At 72.2% G+C, this 19,682-nt stretch carries 10 protein-coding genes; 1 reads left to right on the top strand and 9 read right to left on the bottom strand.

Annotated elements, in window-relative coordinates:
- Nucleotides 1-78 precede the first annotated feature (78 nt).
- The 3 genes from ABZX65_RS34880 to ABZX65_RS34870 form a co-directional block, all read right to left on the bottom strand.
- Complete coding sequence (locus ABZX65_RS34880; RefSeq protein WP_355349567.1) at nt 79-4,278, bottom strand: Rne/Rng family ribonuclease; 4,200 nt, start codon at nt 4,276-4,278, stop codon at nt 79-81.
- Nucleotides 4,279-4,494: 216 nt separating this feature from the next.
- Complete coding sequence (locus ABZX65_RS34875; protein WP_355349564.1) at nt 4,495-5,277, bottom strand: TIGR03936 family radical SAM-associated protein; 783 nt, start codon at nt 5,275-5,277, stop codon at nt 4,495-4,497.
- A 216-nt stretch (nt 5,278-5,493) separates the two neighbouring features.
- Nucleotides 5,494-6,765, bottom strand: a complete 1,272-nt coding sequence (locus ABZX65_RS34870; protein WP_355349561.1) for a hypothetical protein — start codon at nt 6,763-6,765, stop codon at nt 5,494-5,496.
- Between the two features lie 544 nt (nt 6,766-7,309).
- Here ABZX65_RS34870 and ABZX65_RS34865 point away from each other — a divergent pair.
- Nucleotides 7,310-10,717 carry a CARDB domain-containing protein gene (locus ABZX65_RS34865; protein WP_355349558.1) on the top strand — a complete coding sequence of 1,136 codons (3,408 nt, stop codon included), beginning with the start codon at nt 7,310-7,312 and terminating at the stop codon, nt 10,715-10,717.
- A 98-nt stretch (nt 10,718-10,815) separates the two neighbouring features.
- Here ABZX65_RS34865 and ABZX65_RS34860 read toward each other — a convergent pair whose 3' ends face one another.
- The 6 genes from ABZX65_RS34860 to mreC all read right to left on the bottom strand — a co-directional run bounded on the left by ABZX65_RS34860 (nt 10,816) and on the right by mreC (nt 19,658).
- Nucleotides 10,816-12,741, bottom strand: coding sequence for a TIGR03960 family B12-binding radical SAM protein (locus ABZX65_RS34860; protein ID WP_355349555.1), 1,926 nt, complete (start codon nt 12,739-12,741; stop codon nt 10,816-10,818).
- A gap of 172 nt (nt 12,742-12,913) precedes the next feature.
- Entirely contained in the window at nt 12,914-14,512 is a 1,599-nt protein-coding gene (locus ABZX65_RS34855; protein ID WP_355349552.1) for a CYTH and CHAD domain-containing protein, read from the bottom strand.
- A 93-nt stretch (nt 14,513-14,605) separates the two neighbouring features.
- On the bottom strand, nt 14,606-15,805 hold the full coding sequence (rodA, locus tag ABZX65_RS34850) for a rod shape-determining protein RodA (RefSeq protein ID WP_355349549.1): 1,200 nt from the start codon (nt 15,803-15,805) through the stop codon (nt 14,606-14,608).
- Complete coding sequence (gene mrdA / locus ABZX65_RS34845; protein ID WP_355349546.1) at nt 15,802-18,012, bottom strand: penicillin-binding protein 2; 2,211 nt, start codon at nt 18,010-18,012, stop codon at nt 15,802-15,804. Before mrdA ends, rodA begins: the two co-directional genes overlap by 4 nt.
- A complete protein-coding gene (mreD, locus tag ABZX65_RS34840; protein ID WP_355349543.1) occupies nt 18,009-18,665 on the bottom strand; it encodes a rod shape-determining protein MreD in 657 nt (218 codons plus the stop codon). Before mreD ends, mrdA begins: the two co-directional genes overlap by 4 nt.
- Before the next feature lie 6 nt (nt 18,666-18,671).
- Nucleotides 18,672-19,658 carry a rod shape-determining protein MreC gene (gene mreC, locus ABZX65_RS34835; protein WP_355349540.1) on the bottom strand — a complete coding sequence of 329 codons (987 nt, stop codon included), beginning with the start codon at nt 19,656-19,658 and terminating at the stop codon, nt 18,672-18,674.
- Nucleotides 19,659-19,682: the final 24 nt, after the last annotated feature.

Below are 19,682 nucleotides of genomic sequence, written 5' to 3'. Positions count from 1 at the left end.
GGGGGGCCCACCCCCCCCGGGGGGGGGCGCGCCGCGCGCCCCGGCCCCGGGCGGGGGCCGGCCCCCCGCGGGGCCGGACTACTCGGAGGGCGCGGCCGACTTCTTGGCGGCAGCCTTCTTCGTGGTCGTCTTCTTGGCCGCGACCTTCTTCGTCGCCGTCTTCTTGGCGGCAGCCTTCTTCGTGGCGGCCTTGCGCGGCGCCCGCTTCTTGGGCTCCGCGTCAGCGGCATCGGCGGCCGGTGCCTCGGCCGGGACGACCACGACAGCCGCGTCGTCGGCGCCCGACGGCGACCCGGCGGGAGCCGTCACCTTGCGCGTGGCACGACGACGGGCGCGCGCCGGGGGCTCCGTGGAGACCTCGGGCTCGGGCGCGGCCTCGACCGGGGCCGTGGGGGCCTCGGCGGGGACGACCACGACAGCGGCGTCCTCGGAGACCGCGGGAGACCCGGCGGGAGCCGTCACCTTGCGGGTGGCGCGACGACGGGCGCGCGCCGGGGGCTCCGTGGAGACCTCGGGCTCGGCGGCCGGCGCCTGCTCGATGACGGGCTCGCTGACCGGGACGACCACGACGGCCGGTTCCGGCTCGTGGTCGGCCGCGGGCGGCGCGCCCGCGGGCGAGGTGGCCTTACGGGCGCCGCGCCGCCGGGAGCGGCCACGGCTGCCGTGAGCGGCGGCCTCGGCCTCGGCCGCGGTGCCGAACCACTCCTCCTCGGGGTCGCCGACGGTCGGCACCAACTCGGCCTCGCCGACCTCGATCGGCTCCAGCTCGGGCAGTTCGTCGGCCGAGTCGACCGAGTCGGCGTCGTCCGCGTCCGCCTCCAGCACGTGCTCGTTCTCGTGGTCGTGACCGTCGCCCGCCGCGCCGCCGTTGCCGGACTTGCCGCGCCGCTTGCGCTTGCCGCCGCCACCGCCGGTGGTGGTCGCCTGGTCCATGTGGACGATGACGCCGCGCCCGTTGCAGTGCACGCAGGTCTCGGAGAAGGACTCCAGCAGGCCCTGGCCGACCCGCTTGCGGGTCATCTGCACCAGGCCGAGCGAGGTGACCTCGGCCACCTGGTGCTTGGTCCGGTCCCGGCCCAGGCACTCCAGCAGCCGCCGCATGACCAGGTCGCGGTTGGACTCCAGGACCATGTCGATGAAGTCGATGACGACGATGCCGCCGAGGTCCCGCAGCCTGAGCTGGCGGACGATCTCCTCGGCCGCCTCCAGGTTGTTGCGGGTGACGGTCTCCTCCAGGTTGCCGCCCTGCCCGGTGAACTTGCCGGTGTTGACGTCGACCACGACCATCGCCTCGGTCTTGTCGATCACCAGCGAACCGCCGGACGGCAGCCACACCTTGCGGTCCAGCGCCTTCAGAAGCTGCTCGTCGATGCGGTACGTCGCGAAGACGTCGATCTCCGAGGTCCAGCGCGACAGCCGGTCCGCCAGGTCGGGCGCGACGTGGGTGACGTACTCGTGGATCGTGCTCCACGCCTCGTCACCGCTGACGATGACCTTCGAGAAGTCCTCGTTGAAGATGTCGCGGACGACGCGGACGGTCATGTCCGGCTCGCCGTAGAGCAGCGTCGGCGCGTTGCCGCTCTTGGCCTTCTTCTGGATGTCCTCCCACTGTGCCTGGAGGCGTTCGACATCGCGGCGCAGCTCGTCCTCGCTGGCGCCCTCCGCGGCGGTGCGGACGATGACGCCCGCGTCCTCGGGGACGATCTTCTTGAGGATGGTCTTCAGCCGGGCCCGCTCGGTGTCGGGGAGCTTGCGGCTGATGCCGGTCATCGAGCCCTCGGGCACGTACACCAGGTAGCGGCCGGGCAGCGAGACCTGGCTGGTCAGGCGGGCGCCCTTGTGGCCGATCGGGTCCTTCGTCACCTGGACGAGGACCGGCTGGCCGGACTTGAGCGCGGACTCGATACGGCGCGGACCGTTGCCCATGCCGAGCGCCTCGAAGTTGACCTCGCCCGCGTACAGGACGGCGTTGCGGCCCTTGCCGATGTCGACGAACGCGGCCTCCATGGACGGCAGCACGTTCTGCACCTTGCCCAAGTAGACGTTGCCGACGTAGCTGGTGGCCTGCTCCTTGTTGACGTAGTGCTCGACGAGGACGTTGTCCTCCAGCACGCCGATCTGGGTGCGCTCGCCGTTCTGCCGGACCACCATGACGCGCTCGACGGCCTCGCGGCGCGCCAGGAACTCCGCCTCGGTGATGATCGGCACGCGGCGGCGGCCCTGCTCGCGGCCCTCGCGGCGGCGCTGCTTCTTGGCCTCCAGGCGCGTGGAGCCCTTGATGGACTGCACCTCGTCGGCGCCGGTGCCGCCACCGGACTCCGACTTCTGGCGCGGCTCGCGGACCTTGACGACCGTGCGCTCCGGGTCGTCGCCGCCGTTGGCGGAGTCGTCGGCGCCGGAGTCGGAACCGCGACGGCGACGGCGCCTGCGGCGACGGCTGGTGCTGGAACCCGAGCCGTGGTCGTCGTCGTGCGCCGACTCGTCGGCGGAGTCCTCCTCGTCGTCGCCCTCGGACGACTCGTCCTCGTCGTCGGAGGACGCGGTGTCCTCGTGCTCGCTGGACTCGCCCCGGCGACGGCGGCGACCGCCGCGGCGGCGACGGCGGGACGGACGGTCATCGCCGTCGTGCTCGCCGTCGGCGTCCGCGTCGTTGTCCTGCTCGTCGTCCGCGTCGGTGTCGGCCTCGTCCACGTCCACGGCGGTGGCCGCCTCGGCGGTCACCGGCTCCGCGGCGGAGCCGCCACGGCGACGGCGACGACGGCGCGGGCCGCTGTCCCGCTCCTCGGTCTCGTCCTCGTCGGCGACGGCGGGCTCCTCCGCGACGGCACCGGCCGCCACGGGCTCGGCCGTGGGCGCCTGGAAGACCGGCGGCTGGAAGACGGCCGTCGGCGGACGCGACGCCCTGCGGCGTCCGCGCGCCGGGCGCTCCTCGGTCCTGACCTCAAGGGTGATGGACGCGACGGGGATGCCGAACGCCTCGGCGAGGGCGGCCACCGCGTTGGCGTTCGCCTCCTCGACCGTCTGGCCGTAGCCGCGGATCTCGTACGCGTCGTCGACCTCGACGTTCCACTCGTCGCCGTCCTGGAGCGCCTTCCCGGTGTACTCGAAGCGCTCTTCCGGCGTGTCGTGCGCACTGGCGGTGACGGTGTCGCTCTCGGCCTCGGCCTCGTCCCGCGGCGCCAGCGCGCCCGGCTTCAGCCGCCGGGAGCCGTCGCCCGCGGAGAACGTCGCCGCAGGGGCTCCGGCCGTGCGCTTGCGCGACCGCCGGGCTCGCGGCTCCGGCTCGGCGGCCGGGGCGGGCGGCGCCACGGGCGCCGCGGGTGCGGGGGCCTCGGCGATCTCGCCCGCGGTGCCGTCGGCGGCGGGCGCCTCGGCGGGCGCGGCCACCTTGCGCGTGGCACGGCGGCGGGCGCGCGGCGGGGCCGCGTCCCCAGCGGGGGCCTCGGCGGCGGCGGGGGCCTCGGCGGCGGGCTCGGCGGTCACCGCGGCGGGCGTACCGCCGTCAGGGGCATCGCCCGAGGCGGTCTCGTCGGCGGTGGAGGCGGCCGGGGCCGCCACCTTGCGCGTGGCGCGACGGCGGGCACGCGGCGGGGCCGCGTCCCCAGCGGGGGCCTCGGCGGCGGCGGGCTCGGCGGTCGCCGGGGCGGGCGTACCGCCGTCAGGGGCATCGTCCGAGGCGGGCTCGTCCGCCGTCGAGGCGGCCGGGGCCGCCACCTTGCGGGTAGCACGGCGGCGAGCGCGCGGCGGCGCGGCGGGGGCCTCGTCGGAGGCGGCGGTGTCGTCAGCGGCGGAGCCGGACGACGCAGCGGTGTCCGTACCGCCGTCAGGGGCATAGCCCGCAGCGGTCTCGTCGGCGGTGGACGCGGCCGGGGCGGCCACCTTGCGCGTGGCGCGACGGCGAGCGCGCGGCGGGGCGGCTGCCTCGGACGCGGAGGCGTCGTCGGAGGCCGGAGCCAGGCTCTCGGCGGTCTCGGAACTCATGGGGGCGGCCGTGGCGCCGTCGGAGGCGGCCTCGTCACCGGCGGTCACGGCCGGAGCGGCGACCTTGCGGGTGGCGCGACGGCGGGCGCGCGGCGGGGCGGCTGCCTCGGACGCGGAGGCGTCATCGGAGGCCGGAGCCGGGGCCTGGGCCGCGGGCTCGGCGGGGGCGGAGCCGCCGGCGGCGTCGGTCGGGGGGCCCGCGGGGCGGGAGGCGGCCCGGCGGCGGCGCGGCGGCGCGGCCTCGGCGGCGGCCTCGGATGTGGGGGTGGGTTCGTTGGAGTCGGTCTGGTCGTGCATTCGGGCAATGCTCCCGTCGAGCTCCCGGGCGCCGCGTCCATGTCCGGTGCGGCGGGCCGCTTGGTCGCGGTGCCGCTGTCCGGGGGCGCGGGCGCCGCACGGGAGCTGCTGTGTCGCTCGTCGGCACCGCGTCGGCGGGTCGACGAAAGTCTCATGTGGTCTGCGGCGCCGGACCCGGGTGGCTCCCTGGTGCGTCGGCGACGCGTGACGACGTGGCTACGCGGACCCGGCAGGTACCGTCACAGCGTCGCGATCATGCGCGAGCGGGTCGGTGACCGTGCCGGACTCCTCGTCGAGCGGCCCCTGCGCCAGCCTGGTCACCGCTGCGGGGACCGGCGGCGCGAGGTCGGCCGTCGCATGGAGGCCGGACAGTACGTCGTCGGGCCGTACGGCAGGTGTCAGGTGCCGTACAACCAGCCGCAGTATCGCACAGGCGCGGTCCTGCGGCCTATCGGCACCCTGTTCGGACATGTCCGCGTCGTGCCCGGCGCCGTTGTCCGGCGTGTCGTCCACGACTTCCAGGCGCGTGACGGCGCCGCGGGTGTCGAACGTGCGGATGCCGTTCTTCGTCTTGCGCTGTACTTCCACGGTCTCCGCGGCGAGGAACGCCGCGACGGCCTGTCGTGCCTCGGCCGGGTCGACACCGTCGAGCCTGACCTGCCAGACGGACGCCTCGAGGCGTTCGGCGAGTCCCGAGGTCCGGGCCTCGACCGCCTCGATGACGTCGAGTCCCGCGGGCAGCGACTCGTCGAGCAGCAGCCGCAGCTTCTCCGGGTCGACGCTGCGCGCGAGGGCGATCTCCAGATACTCCGCCTCGCTGCCGACGCCGGTGGGTGCGGCGTTGGCGTACGACACCTTGGGGTGCGGGGTGAAGCCCGCCGAGTACGCCATCGGCACCTCGGCGCGGCGCAGGGCCCGCTCGAAGGCGCGCTGGAAGTCGCGGTGGCTGGTGAACCGGAGGCGGCCACGCTTGGTGTAGCGCAGTCGAATGCGCTGCACCGCCGGTGCGGGCGGCGGACCTTCGGGCTGTCGCTTGCCCAGTGTCGTTCAGTCCCTCGTGCGTACTCGTGTCCCGGGAGCCCGTCACCGGGCCCGCTTGTCTTTTACAAGGTTACGCCGCGTCGCGCGTTGCTGTTGACGGGTGACCCCCGCCCTGTGGACAACCCGGGGTCGACAGTCTCGGGGGAACGCCCTGAACCGGTGCCGGTCCCCCGCTCAGCGGTGGGTCGGCGGACGCCGCTTGGCGAGGTCGGGGCCGGGCTGCTTACGGTGGCGGGCCGCCGGCCGGGGCAGCGCTCGCGTGGCGTGCGCGCTTGCCACCAGCGCGTCGGCGGGATCGGGCGCCTCTGATACGTCGGCCGCGTCCGTCGCCGGTGCCGGGCCGAACGCCCCCGGCTCGTACCCGGCCCGCCGCGGCGGCAGCCGCCGCTCGGCGGCGCCGACCGGATCGCCGAAGAGCGCCCTGCGGGTCTCGGCGCGCAACTCGCGCAGCGAGCGGCGGGCGTCGGCGACCGCTTCCTTGACCGGCTGCCGGACCGCGCGCCGGTACCAGCGGCCCGCGGCCCGTACCGCGCGCAGTACGGGAGCGCCGGTCCGGCTCCAGACCCAGGCGGCGGGGACCGCGATCAGCACGCGAGCCAGCCACGCGATGCCGCGGCCGACGGCGCGCGAGACATAGCCGGTCACCCGCCAGGCGTGGCCGAGCGCCGCGCCGATCTCGCGTGCGACGGGGACGACGACGCGCCGCCACACGAAGCCGACCGGCAGCACGACAAGGGTTCTGACCAGCCAGAGCAGGCCGAGCCACGTCATCCGCAGCGTCCACGCGAGGCCGCGGCCGACGGGCGTGAGCACGTACCGCCACAGCGCCGCCAGCGGCCACACCAGCGCGTACCGCACGAAGAAGACGACGGCCGCGGCGAGGGCGAGGGCGACGGGCACCAGCAGGGAGTGCCAGAGCCAGCGGGCGGGCACGGCCAGGAGGTAGTGGCCGAGCCAGGAGGCGCCCGCGCCCAGGCCCGCGCCGAGGGTCAGCAGCGTCCAGCGGACGGCGCGGCCGACGGGCGCGAGGACGTACGCGTAGAGGGCGGTCAGGGGGACGACGAGCAGCCAGTGCGCGAGCAGTCCCGTGCCGGCGCCGAGCATCCGCAGTGTCCAGGCGGCGGCGTGGCCCAGCGGCACGAGCACGTACCGCCACAGGGTGACGAGCGGGACGACGACCAGGTAGCGGGTCAGGAAGGCGGCCGGGATCACCACCAGGGTGCGCACCGCCCAAGCGAGCGCGGCGCCGAGGACCCGCAGCGGCGGGAGCAGCAGGCGGCGCCATGTCCAGCGCAGTCCGGCCGAGGTCGCGCGCCCGGCCGTCGCGAGCGCGTCCCAGAGCAGGCGCAGCGGCAGCACGACGGCGAAGGCGACGAGACGGACCGGCATACGTATGGCGACGGTCAGGCAGCCGTCGCCGCTCCCCCGCGGGTGTTCCAGAGCCATGCGGTGAACCTACCCGCAGGGCTTGGCGGGTTGGCGTACCGCGCGGTGTCCGCAGCCGGATCGGCACCCGGCGGATACCGCCCGGAGACGTCTCGCGGCGGCGGCCGATCGCGTGGCACGGCCGCGTGTCACGGCCGCGTGTCACGGCCGCGCACACGGGCCGGGGCGCGGCTCGACGTGCTCCGGCGAGCACTCCTGCGAGTACGGCTCCACGCACGCCTCGAAGCGCGGCGCGCGGCACCGCGCGAAAACGCTCCGCCACGGCGCGGGCCAGGGGCCTTGCGCAGGTCCCGCCCCGTCAAGTCGTCGGCGGCGCGCATGTGTTGGGGATGCGCGGGTCTTGTCAACAAATCGAATGACGTGCGTAAACCGTTGACAAGCCGGTGACACGATCGCAACATGTGACTCGCAAAAAGCTGGTCAATGCTCTCTCAATTCTTCACATCTGTATGCAACTTCACGGCAGGAGCCGCCTCGCGTCCTGCGAACCCCGCGCGTCCCGCGCGTCGTCCGCGCTCTCTCGTTCCGACTGAACAGAGGACACATGAAACGGAAACAGCTCAGCCGTCGGCTGATCACCGGCCTGGTCACCGCCGGTCTGATCGCCATCGGGCTCCTGCCACTGTCCGGGGCCGCCGCCGCGGCCGACCGGCCCAACCTCGCCTCGGGGAAGGCCGCTTCGTCGAGCGGCGCGGTGGGCGGATACCCCGCCTCCGCGGTCACCGACGGCAACCAGGGCACGTACTGGGAAGGGCCGAACAACACCTTCCCGCAGTGGGTGCAGATCGACCTCGGCGGCAGCGGTGCCGCCGTCGACCAGGTGGTGCTCAAGCTGCCGGCCGGCTGGGAGGCGCGCACCGAGACCATCGCGGTGCAGGGCAGCACCGACGGCGCCGCCTTCAGCACGCTGTCCGCCGCGCAGGGCCGCACCTTCAACCCGGCTTCCGCCAACACCGTGACGGTCGACTTCAGCGCCGCGACGGTCCGCTACGTACGGCTGAACATCACCGCCAACACCGCGTGGCCGGCCGCGCAGATATCCGAGCTGGAGATCCACGGCACGACGGTCACCGACCCCGGCGGCCCCGGCCCCGGCGATCCCGGCCCCGGTGACGGCACGGGCAAGGACCTGGCGCGCGGCAAGCCGATCGAGGCGTCCTCGACGGCCCAGTCCTTCGTCGCGTCCAACGCCAACGACGGCCAGGTCGGCAGCTACTGGGAGTCCAACGGCTTCCCGTCGACGCTGACGGTCAAGCTCGGCTCCGACGCCGACATCACCTCCGTCGTCGTCAAGCTCAACCCCGACGCCGCGTGGGGTCCGCGCACGCAGAACATCCAGGTGCTCGGGCGCGGCCAGAGCGCGACCGGCTTCACCTCGCTGAAGGCCAGGGCGGACTACGCCTTCAGCCCGTCGAGCAACCAGAACACCGTGACCATCCCGGTCACCGGCCGGGCCGCCGACCTCCAGCTCGGGTTCTTCTCCAACTCCGGCGCCCCGGGCGGCCAGGTCGCCGAGGTGCAGGTCATCGGCGTACCCGCGCCCAACCCCGACCTGACCGTCACCGCGCTGTCGTGGACCCCGACCGCCCCGGTCGAGACCGACACCGTGAACGTCAGCGCCACCGTGAAGAACATCGGCAGCGCCGCGTCGCCCGCGACCACCGTCAATGTCAGCGTCGGCGGTGTCGTCGCGGGCAGCGCCCCGGTGGCCGCCCTCGCCGCCGGTGCGTCCGCCACCGTCCAGGTCGCCGTCGGCAAGCGGGCGGTGGGCAGCTACACCGTCTCGGCCGTGGTCGACCCCAATGGCACCGTCATCGAGCAGAGCAAGGACAACAACAGCCTCGCCTCACCGACGAAGCTGGTCGTCGCGCAGGCGCCGGGCCCCGACCTCGAAGTGCTCGGTATCACCTCCAACCCGGCCAGCCCCGCGGTCGGCGCGGCCGTCTCCTTCACCGTCTCGGTGCACAACCGCGGCACCACCTCGACGGGCGTCGCCACCGTCACCCGCCTCACCGTGGGCGGCACCACGCTCGACACCAGCACCCCGGCGATCGCCGCGGGCGCGACCGTCACCGTGAACGTCACCGGCACCTGGACCGCGACCAGCGGCGGCGCCACCCTCGTCGCGACCGCGGACGCCACCAACGTCGTCGCCGAGACCAACGAGACCAACAACACCTTCTCCCGCTCGATCGTGGTCGGGCGCGGCGCCGCCGTCCCGTACACCGAGTACGAGGCCGAGGCCGCCACCTACCAGGGCACGCTCCTGGAGACCGACCCGCTGCGCACCTTCGGCCACACCAACTTCGCGACCGAGTCCTCGGGCCGCAAGTCGGTACGGCTGAACACCACCGGTCAGTTCGTGGAGTTCACCTCCACCAACCCGACCAACTCGATCGTGGTGCGCAACTCGATCCCCGACGCCGCGAACGGCGGCGGCATCGAGGCCACGATCAGCCTCTACATCAACAACACGTTCAACCGGAAGATCACCCTTTCCTCGAAGCACAGTTGGCTGTACGGCAACACCGACGGCCCCGAGGCGCTGACCAACTCACCGCAGACGGACGCCCGTCGGCTGTTCGACGAGTCCAACGCGCTGCTGTCGACGACGTATCCGGTGGGCACCAAATTCCGCCTCCAGCGGGACGCGACCGACACGGCGTCGTTCTACGTCATCGACCTGATCGACCTGGAGCAGGTGGCGCCGCCGAAGGCCAAGCCCGCCGAGTGCACGTCGATCACCGAGTACGGCGCGATCCCGGACGACGGGATCGAGGACACCGCCGCGATCCAGCGGGCCGTGACCGCCAACCAGAACGGCCTCATCAACTGCGTGTGGATCCCGGCGGGCCAGTGGCGCCAGGAGAAGAAGATCCTCACCGAGGACCCGCTGCACCGCGGCCAGTACAACCAGGTCGGCATCAGCAACGTCACGATCCGCGGCGCGGGCATGTGGTACTCGCAGCTCTACTCGCTGATCCAGCCGCAGGACGCCGTGGGCAGCATCAACCACCCGCACGAGGGCAACTTCGGCTTCGACATCGACAACAACACGCAGATCTCCGACATCGCGATCTTCGGCTCCGGCCGGATCCGCGGCGGTGACGGCAACGCCGAGGGCGGCGTGGGCCTCAACGGCCGGTTCGGCAAGAACACCAAGATCAGCAACGTGTGGATCGAGCACGCCAACGTCGGTGTCTGGGTCGGCCGCGACTACGACAACATCCCCGCCCTGTGGGGACCGGCGGACGGCCTCGAATTCAGCGGGATGCGCATCCGCGACACCTACGCCGACGGCATCAACTTCACCAACGGCACGCGCAATTCGAAGGTCTTCAACTCCTCCTTCCGCACCACGGGCGACGACTCGCTCGCGGTCTGGGCCAACAAGTACGTCAAGGACCAGTCCGTCGACATCGCGCACGACAACCACTTCGTGAACAACACCATCCAGTTGCCCTGGCGCGCCAACGGCCTGGCGATCTACGGCGGTTACGGCAACACCATCGAGAACAACCTCGTCTACGACACGATGAACTACCCGGCGATCATGCTGGCCACCGACCACGACCCGCTGCCGTTCTCCGGCCAGACGCTGATCGCCAACAACGGCATCCAGCGCGGCGGCGGCGTCTTCTGGGGCGAGGCGCAGAAGTTCGGGGCCATCACCCTGTTCGCCTCCACCAGTGACATCACCGGCGTCACCATCCGGGACACCGACATCGCCGACTCCACCTACGACGGGATCCAGTTCAAGAACGGCGGCGGCGCCATGCCGGGCGTCACCATCAGCAACGTCACCATCGACAAGTCCAACAACGGCGCCGGGATCCGCGCCCAGGGCGGCGCGCGGGGCAGCGCCAATCTGTCCCACGTCACCATCACCAACTCCGCCAACGGCAGCGTCCTCATCGAGCCCGGATCGCAGTACGTGATCAACGGCTCGTAATCGAAGGCTCTCGCCCCCCGAAAAAACCCGTGGCCCCGCACGCGTCCTGCGTGCGGGGCCACGGGCCGTGTCGCCCTACCTCGCGGCGGCGCCGACCGTCACTTCACGACCGACAGCGGCAGCAGCTTCTGCCCCGTCGGGCCGACCTGGATGTGGGTGTCCATCTGCGGGCAGACACCGCAGTCGAAGCACGGCGTCCAGCGGCAGTCGTCGACCTCGGTCTCGTCCAGGGCGTCCTGCCAGTCCTCCCACAGCCAGTCCTTGTCGAGACCGGAGTCCAGGTGGTCCCAGGGCAGGACCTCCTCGGCGGTGCGCTCGCGGGTGGTGTACCAGGACAGGTCGACGCCGAAGGCGGGCAGTTCGGCCTCGGCGGCGCGCAGCCAGCGGTCGTAGCTGAAGTGCTCGCGCCAGCCGTCGAACCGGCCGCCGTCCTCGTAGACGGCCCGGATGACGGCCGACACCCGGCGGTCGCCGCGGGAGAGCAGGCCCTCGATGATGCCGGGCTTGCCGTCGTGGTAGCGGAAGCCGATGTTGCGGCCGTACTTCTTGTCGCCGCGGATCGCGTCGCGCAGCTTCTCCAGCCGGGCGTCGGTCTCCTCCACGCCGAGCTGCGGGGCCCACTGGAAGGGGGTGTGCGGCTTGGGCACGAACCCGCCGATGGAGACCGTGCAGCGGATGTCGTTCTGCCCGGTGACCTCGCGGCCCTTGGCGATGACCTTCTTCGCCATGTCGGCGATCTGGAGGACGTCCTCGTCGGTCTCGGTGGGCAGCCCGCACATGAAGTAGAGCTTCACCTGCCGCCAGCCGTTGCCGTACGCGGTGGCCACGGTACGGATCAGGTCCTCTTCCGAGACCATCTTGTTGATGACCTTGCGGATCCGCTCGGAGCCGCCCTCGGGGGCGAAGGTCAGACCGGAGCGGCGGCCGTTGCGGGTCAGCTCGTTGGCCAGGTCGATGTTGAAGGCGTCGACGCGGGTGGACGGCAGGGACAGGCCGATCTTGTCGTCCTCGTACCGGTCGGCGAGGCCCTTGGCGACCTCGGCGATCTCGGTGTGGTCGGCGGAGGACAGCGAGAGCAGGCCGACCTCCTCGAAGCCGGTGGCCTTCAGGCCCTTCTCGACCATCTCGCCGATCCCGGTGATGGACCGCTCGCGCACCGGGCGGGTGATCATGCCCGCCTGGCAGAAGCGGCAGCCGCGGGTGCAGCCGCGGAAGATCTCCACCGACATCCGCTCGTGCACGGTCTCGGCCAGCGGCACCAGCGGCTGCTTGGGGTACGGCCACTCGTCGAGGTCCATCACGGTGTGCTTGGACACCCGCCACGGCACGCCGCTGCGGTTGGGCACGACGCGGGAGATCCGGCCGTCGGCCAGATACTCCACGTCGTAGAAGCGCGGCACGTACACCCCGCCGGTCCTCGCCAGCCGCAGCAGCACCTCGTCCCGGCCGCCGGGGCGGCCCTCGGCCTTCCACGCGCGGATGACCTCGGTCATCTCCAGGACGGCCTGCTCGCCGTCGCCGATGACGGCCGCGTCGATGAAGTCGGCGATCGGCTCGGGGTTGAACGCGGCGTGGCCGCCCGCCAGCACGATCGGGTCGTCCAGCGTGCGGTCGGCGGCGAGCAGCGGGATGCCCGACAGGTCGAGCGCGGTGAGCATGTTGGTGTAGCCCAGCTCCGTGGAGAAGCTGAGGCCGAACACGTCGAAGGCGCGGACCGGGCGGTGCGCGTCGACCGTGAACTGCGGCACATCGTGCTCGCGCATCAGCGCTTCCAGGTCGGGCCACACGCTGTACGTGCGCTCGGCCAGGACGCCCTCGCGCTCGTTGAGCACCTCGTAGAGGATCATGACGCCCTGGTTGGGCAGGCCCACCTCGTACGCGTCCGGGTACATCAGCACCCAGCGGACGTCGGTGCTGTCCCACTCCTTGACGGTGGAGTTCAGCTCGCCGCCGACGTACTGGATCGGCTTCTGGACGTGCGGGAGAAGTGCTTCCAGGCGCGGGAAGACCGACTCGACAGGCATCTCGGCGACTCTCATCAGACGGCTGGGACTCCCCCGGCCGGCGGCGTGGGGGCTGGGTGACCCTCAAGGGTACCCGTGTCTCGCGGCGGCCCGGTCCCGCTCATCCGTCACGGCCCCGCCGCGCCCGGGCCCCGGCCACATGCAACGCCCCCCGCCGCGCGCCGGCCCCGGCTCAGATGTCGCGGTCCGCCGACCGCCAGACATCCGGCAGTTCCGCCTCCACGGCCGCCGCTCTGGCCCGCTCGGCCGCGATCAGCGCCGTGTACGCCTCGGTGGGCTCCCCCGCCGCCCGTGCCTCCCGCGCGGTACGGCCGAGCGCCGCCCGGCACATCACGCTGTCCTGGTGCTCGCCGAGGAGCTGCTGGACGGACTTCATCCGGCCGGTGTGGGCGGCGGCCCGCTTGCCGAGCACCGGCTGCGCGGCCTCGCCGCAGTAGCGGGCACGCTTGGCGGATTTGCGGGCCTCGTGCAGCGCGATGTCGCGGTCGTCGCCTGGCGGCAGCGCCAGCGCGGCCTGGATCTGCCGCCGCAGCCGCAGGTGGTCGCGGCCCACGGCGGCGGTGGCGGCCTCGTGGGCGGGCGCGGCGGCCGACACCAGGAACGGCGGCAGCACGAGCAGCGCCTCCAGGCGGTCGAGCAGCGCGAAGTAGCGGGTCCCGTTCAGCACCCGGACCAGGGCCGCGTGGGAGCGCGCGTGGCTGTCGGCGGCCAGGCCCCGCAGCCGGTCGCGTACGGCCGCGGTGACCAGCGCGGGGTCGGCCTCGGCGAGCAGCCCGTCCACGCGGTCCGCGAGGACCTCGCGGTCGCGTTCGGTGCCGAGGACGGCGGCCAGCCACTTCAGCTCCGCGCCGAGCGGGTCGGTGGCACCGCGGTCCAGCTCCCTGCGGAAGCTCTTGAGGGCGCTGCGGGCCCTGCGGGTGGCGACCCGCATCCGGTGCACGGCGTCCTCCTGGTCGCGCCGCACCAGCGGGTCGAGCGCGAGGATCGCGGTGAGCTGTTCGCGCAGGTACCCGGTGGCGACCTCGCCCGCGGTGGCGGGGGTGCCGGGCGGCGCGGGCGGTTCGGCGAGCCGGTCGCCGAGCGCGCGGGCCAGTTTGGAGCGGGAGCCCGAGCGGCGCTGTCCCGCCGCCGTCAGCCGTTCCTCGACGGCGTCCAGCAGGGTGGGCGGGCCGCGCATCAGCTCGACCTCGGTCTCGGTCCAGCTCGGGCCGTCCGCCCCCGCGTCGGCACCGGTCTCGTCGGCACCGGTCTCGTACGCACCGGTCTCGTCGGCACCCGCCTCGTAAGCACCCGCCTCGTACGCGCCCGCCGCGTACACGTACGCCCGGACCTCGTCGTGGGCGATCTCGGCGAGCGCGCCGCCCTCCGCGTCCAGCAGCAGGGTCCGGTGCCGGGTGGTGCGCAGCCGGACCACCGGGTTCAGCGGGCGGCCCCTGAGCAGCGCGGCGACCTCGGTGCGCAACTCCTCGGGCGGGGCGTCGTCGGCGGCGCCCAGCGGGACACGGACCTCGGTGCGGGTGTCGGGCTCGCCGGTGGGCAGTTTCAGGTGCCAGCCCGCGTCCTCGCCCCCGGTACGGCGGCGGAGCGTGGTGCGGTGGGCGGCCAGCGCGAGGCCGGCGGTGTCGTAGTAGACGGCGTCGAGGAGGACGGGGTCCAGGTGCCGGATTCCGGCGACGGACGGCAGTCCTTCGAGGTCGGGAGGCGTCAGGGGGCGGCCGGGGCCGTCACCGGCCTCGTACTTGCGTTCGGTCTCGCGCACTCGCTGACCCATGCTCGACGGTAACCGGGCACCCCGCCCGCGAGCAATGGCGCGGCCGGCCGGGACGGGATCCGCGGACCCCTTCCGACCGGCCGGGCCCGCGCGTCACGCCGACATCGGCCGTTGCATCCGTACGGACTGCAACAGACCTATGGCCACACAGTTGGCGAACATCGATGATCCGCCGTACGACACAAAGGGCAAGGGGATACCCGCGACCGGCATGATGCCCAGCGTCATGCCGATGTTCTCGAAGGACTGGAAGGCGAACCAGGCGACGATTCCGGCGGCGACGATCGTGCCGTACAGGTCGGTGGCATTGCGGGCGATGGCGCAGGCCCGCCACAGGATGAGGCCGATCAGCGCGATGATCAGGGCGGCGCCGAGGAAGCCCAGTTCCTCGCCCGCGACCGAGAAGACGAAGTCCGTCTGCTGCTCGGGCACGAACTGCCCGGTGGTCTGGCTGCCGTGGAACAGGCCCTTGCCGAGCAGGCCGCCGGAGCCGATGGCGATCCGCGCCTGGCTGGTGTTGTAGCCGACGCCCGCCGGGTCCAGGGCGGGGTTGGCGAAGGCCGCGAAGCGGTCGATCTGGTACTTGTCCAGGATGCCGAGCTGCCAGACGGCGAGGGCGCCGCCGATCCCGGCGGCGATCAGGCCGAACACCCAGCGGTTGGACGCGCCGGAGGAGAGCAGCACCCCGAGCACGATCGCCGCCATCACCATCACCGAGCCGAGGTCCGGCATCATCATGATGATCAGGATCGGCAGCGCGGCCAGGCCCAGCGACTGGAGCACGGTCCTGTGGTCCGGATGCTCGCGGTCGCCCGCGTCCACCCGCGCGGACAGCACCATCGCCATGCCGAGGATGATCGCGACCTTCACGAATTCCGACGGCTGGAGCGAGAAGCCGCCGCCGATCACGATCCACGAGTGCGCGCCGTTGACGGTCGAGCCGAGCGGGCTGAGCACCGCGAGGATGCCGAGGATCGCCAGCACGTAGTAGAACGGCACGATGCCGCGCATCCTGCGGTGCCCTATGACGACGACACCGATCGCGAGACCCGCGCCGATCCCGGCGTTCATCAGGTGCCGCATCAGGAAGTAGTACTGGTCGCCGTGGGTGAGATTGGTGCGGTTGCGGGTCGCGGAGTACACCAGCATCGTGCCGATGGCGGTCAGCGCGAGGGACGCGAAGAGCAGCACCCAGTCCATCCGGCGCGCTATCGAGTCGCGGGCGAAGAGCTTGCCCAGCGTGGACCGCTCGGGGGTGAAGCGGCGGATCGAGTAGCTGTTGGTGGCACTCATGACCAGGATTTCCTGCCCTGCAGCAGCTTCTCGGTGCGGGTCGGGGTGAGGGCCGCGAGCACCGGGCCCGGGTCGCCCGGCGTGCCGTGCTGCGACGGCGTCAAGGTGGTGTCGGAGGCGGGCACGACGACGCCGTCACCGGAGATCTTCGGCAGCGCGGCGACCGGCTTGGGCATGATGCCCTTGCTCGCGTCGATCTTCGGGCCGTCCTTCTCGATGCCGTACATCGCCTCGTAGATCCGGCGGACCGCGGTGCCCGAGGCGCCGGAGCCGGTACCGGCCTGCGAGATCGTCATCACGATCGTGTAGTCCTTGGTGTACGTGGTCAGCCACGAGGTCGTCTGCTTGCCGGAGACCTCGGCGGTACCGGTCTTGGCGTGCAGCGTGATCTTGTCCTGCGGCCAGCCGGCGAACTTCCAGTTGGCGGTACCGTCCGTGACGACGCCCGCGGTGGCCTTGTTGATGTACTTCAGCGTCGACTTGGAGTCGGGCAGCTTGCCCGCCACCTTCGGCTTGATCGGCGTGACGGTCTTGCCGTCCGCGCTGACCACGGCCTTCCCTATGGTCGGCTGGTACAGCGTGCCGCCGTTGGCGAGCGCCGCGTAGATCCGGGCCATCTGGATCGGCGTGACGAGCGTGTCGCCCTGGCCGATCGCGTAGTTGACGGAGTCACCGGCGCGCAGCACGTAACCGTCGGTGCAGTTCTCCCGCGCGATGGCGGTGGCCAGGTCGTTCTTCTTACTGGTCTTCTTGAGCTTGCACCAGTAGTCCTTCATCGCGTCGTAGTAGCTCTGCTTCCACTGACGGTCGGGGACACGGCCGGTGACCTCGCCCGGCAGGTCGATGCCGGTCTTGGCGCCGAGGCCGAACTGGTGGGCGGTCTTGTAGAACCAGTCCTTGGGGTGCTTGGGGTCGGTGCCGCCGTCCTTCTGCCACTGGTCGTACGCGATGCCGTAGAACACGGTGTCGCAGGAGACCTCCAGGGCGCGGCCGAGCGAGATGTCGCCGAAGCTCTCGTTCTCGAAGTTCTTGAAGACCTGGTTGCCGATGGTCATCGACGAGGTGCAGGGGTAGCCGCCGTTGATGTCGTAACCGGCGTTGACGGCCGCCGAGGTGGACACCACCTTGAAGGTGGAGCCGGGCGCCGACTGGCCCTGCGTGGCGCGGTTGAGCAGCGGGTAGTTGGACTCGGTCTCGTTGAGCGCCTTGTAGTCCTTGGCGGAGATCCCGCCGACCCACTCGTTGGGGTCGTAGGTGGGGGCGCTGGCCATGGCGATGACCTGGCCGGTGTTGTTGTCCAGGACGACGGCCGCGCCGGAGTCGGCCTTGTAGTTCTGGTGGGTGATGCTGTCGTACGTCTTGCGCGCGTCGGCCATGGCCTGCGCGAGTTCCTTCTCGGTGAGCGCCTGGACCTTGGAGTCGATGCTGGTCACCAGGTTCGCGCCGGGCTGCGCCGGGGTGTCGCCCGCCTTGCCGATCACCCGGCCGAGGTTGTCGACCTCGTAGCGGGTCACGCCCGCCTTGCCGCGCAACTGCGCGTCGTAGACGCTCTCCAGGCCGGAGCGGCCGATCTGGTCGGAGCGCTGGAGCGGCGCCTCGGTCTTCTCCGAGGCGGTCAGCTCCGCGTCGGTGACCGGCGACAGATAGCCGAGGACCTGCGCGGTGTTCGCCTTGGAAGGACTGGGGTAGCGGCGTACGGCGGTGGGCTCGGCGGTGACGCCGGGGAAGTCCTCGCGCCGCTCCATGATCTGGAGCGCCTGCTGGGTGGTGGCCTCGTCGGTGATCGGGATCGGCTGGTACGGCGACCCGTTCCAGCACGGCTTGGGCGTCTTCGCGTCGCACAGCCGCACCTTGTCGGTGACTTCCTTGGGGGTCAGCCCGAGGACACCGGCGAGCCGGGTCAGTACGGCCAGGCCGTCGTCGCGCTGCTTGAGCAGATCGGTACGGGAGGCGGAGACCACCAGGCGCGTCTGGTTGTCGGCGAGCGGCACACCGCGGTCGTCGAGGATCGAGCCGCGGACGGCCGGGGTGACGACCTGCTGGATGTGGTTGTTCGCGGCCTTCTGGTCGTACTCCTGGCCGTTGCGGATCTGGAGGTACCACAGGCGTCCGCCGAGGGTGAGCAGCAGGGACACCACGAGGATCTGGAGGATCACCAGGCGGATCGTGACCCGGGAGGTGCGCCCGGTCTCCGGGATGTTGCTCACCTTCTGACCCCCCTGGGCATCGAGGCCATCGTCTTGGCCCGGCCGAACAGGCCGCGCTGCGGGCTGATCCCGGAACCGGTCCTGGTACGGGTGGGCCGGGTGCGCAGCGCGCTGCCGCCGAAGCCGCCCGTCGGGTCCTCGGTGAGCGGATCGTGGTCGAAGCGTCTGGCCAGGGCCATCACGAGCGGCACCACGAAGGGCGCGAGCAGCAGGTCGTAGACGGTCGCGGTGAACACCAGCTTGGGCAGGCCCACATGGGCGCCCGCGGTGTCGCCGACGAGGCTGCCGACGCCCGCGTACAGCAGCGTGGTGCCGACGGCCGCGCCGATCACGACGAGCATGGGTCCGGCGGCCGTGCGCAGTTGGCCGCTCTCGGGCTTGGCGAGTCCCGCCAGGTAGCCGATGACGCACAGCACGAGCGCGTAGCGGCCGACCGCGTGGTCGGCCGGTGGCGCGAGGTCGGCGAGCAGTCCCGCGCCGAAGCCGACCAGGCAGCCGCCGACGTGGCCGTAGGCGATGGCCAGGCCGAGCACGGTCAGCAGCAGCAGGTCGGGGACCGCGCCGGGCAGGTGCAGCCGGGCCAGCACGCTGACCTGGGCGACCATGGCGATCACCACGAGGACGGTGGAGAGCACGATCCGGTTGAGGCGCACGGTGTCTCAGCCCCTCTTGCCGTTGCTTGTCGTATTTTCCGTGGTGCCGGCCGTGGTGCCGGGGGTGGTGCCGCCGGTCGGGGTCGAGCCGGGCTTGGGCGTGGATGTGGGCTTCGGCTTGGGCGACGGGGTCGGCTTCGGCGGCAGCACGCTGTCGCGCGGGTCGGCACGCGGGCCCTGGACGACGACACCGACGATGTCCAGCCGGGTGAAGCCGACGAACGGCTGCACCTGGACGGTCTTGGTGAGGTTGCCGCCCGAGGGGTCGACGCCGACGACCTTGCCGACCGGCACGCCCGGCACGAACGGCTTGCCCGCCTCGGAGCCGAAGGTGACCAGCCGGTCGCCGTTGTGCACCGTGGCCTTGCCGTTGAGGAGCTGCACGCGCATCGGCTGGTTGCCCTGGCCGGTGGCGAAGCCCAGCTCCATGGAGCCCTCCATGCGGGTGCCCACGGTGAAGTCCGGGTCGTTGGCGAGCAGCACCGTGGAGGTGGAGGGGCCGACGGTGGTGACCCGGCCGACCAGGCCGTCACCGTCGATGACCGTCATGTCGCGGGTGACGCCGTCCTTGCTGCCCGCGTCGATGGTGACCGTCCAGGAGAATCCCTGCGCGGCTCCTATCGCGATGACCTGCGCGCCCTTGATGGCGTACTGCCCGGCGCCCGCGGTCTTCAGCAGCTTGTCCAGCTCCGCCGCCCGGTTACGGGTGACGTCCTTGCTGCCGAGCTGCTGCTTGAGCGCCTCGTTCTCGCGTTGCAGGCGGCTGATGGTGCTGTTGCGTCCGCCGGAGTCGCGGACCGCGTCTATGGCGTTGCCCACCGGGTCGACAACGCCTGACACGGAGTTCTCGACGGGGCCGAAGACGGACTGCGCCGCCTGCCGTGGCCGGTCGAGCGGTGAGTCCTCACCGCCCCTGATGTCCACGGTGATCAGCGCGAACGCGATCACCACCAGCAGCACCAGCAGAAGCCGGCTCTCTCGTGTGTCCCTCACGGGCGCCAGTCCGTGCCTTCCTCA

This window comes from Streptomyces sp. NPDC003300, assembly GCF_040610915.1.
Taxonomy (GTDB): domain Bacteria; phylum Actinomycetota; class Actinomycetes; order Streptomycetales; family Streptomycetaceae; genus Actinacidiphila.
The sequence above is the reverse complement of the archived record's forward strand: the minus strand, read 5'-3'. Positions and strand labels throughout refer to the sequence as shown.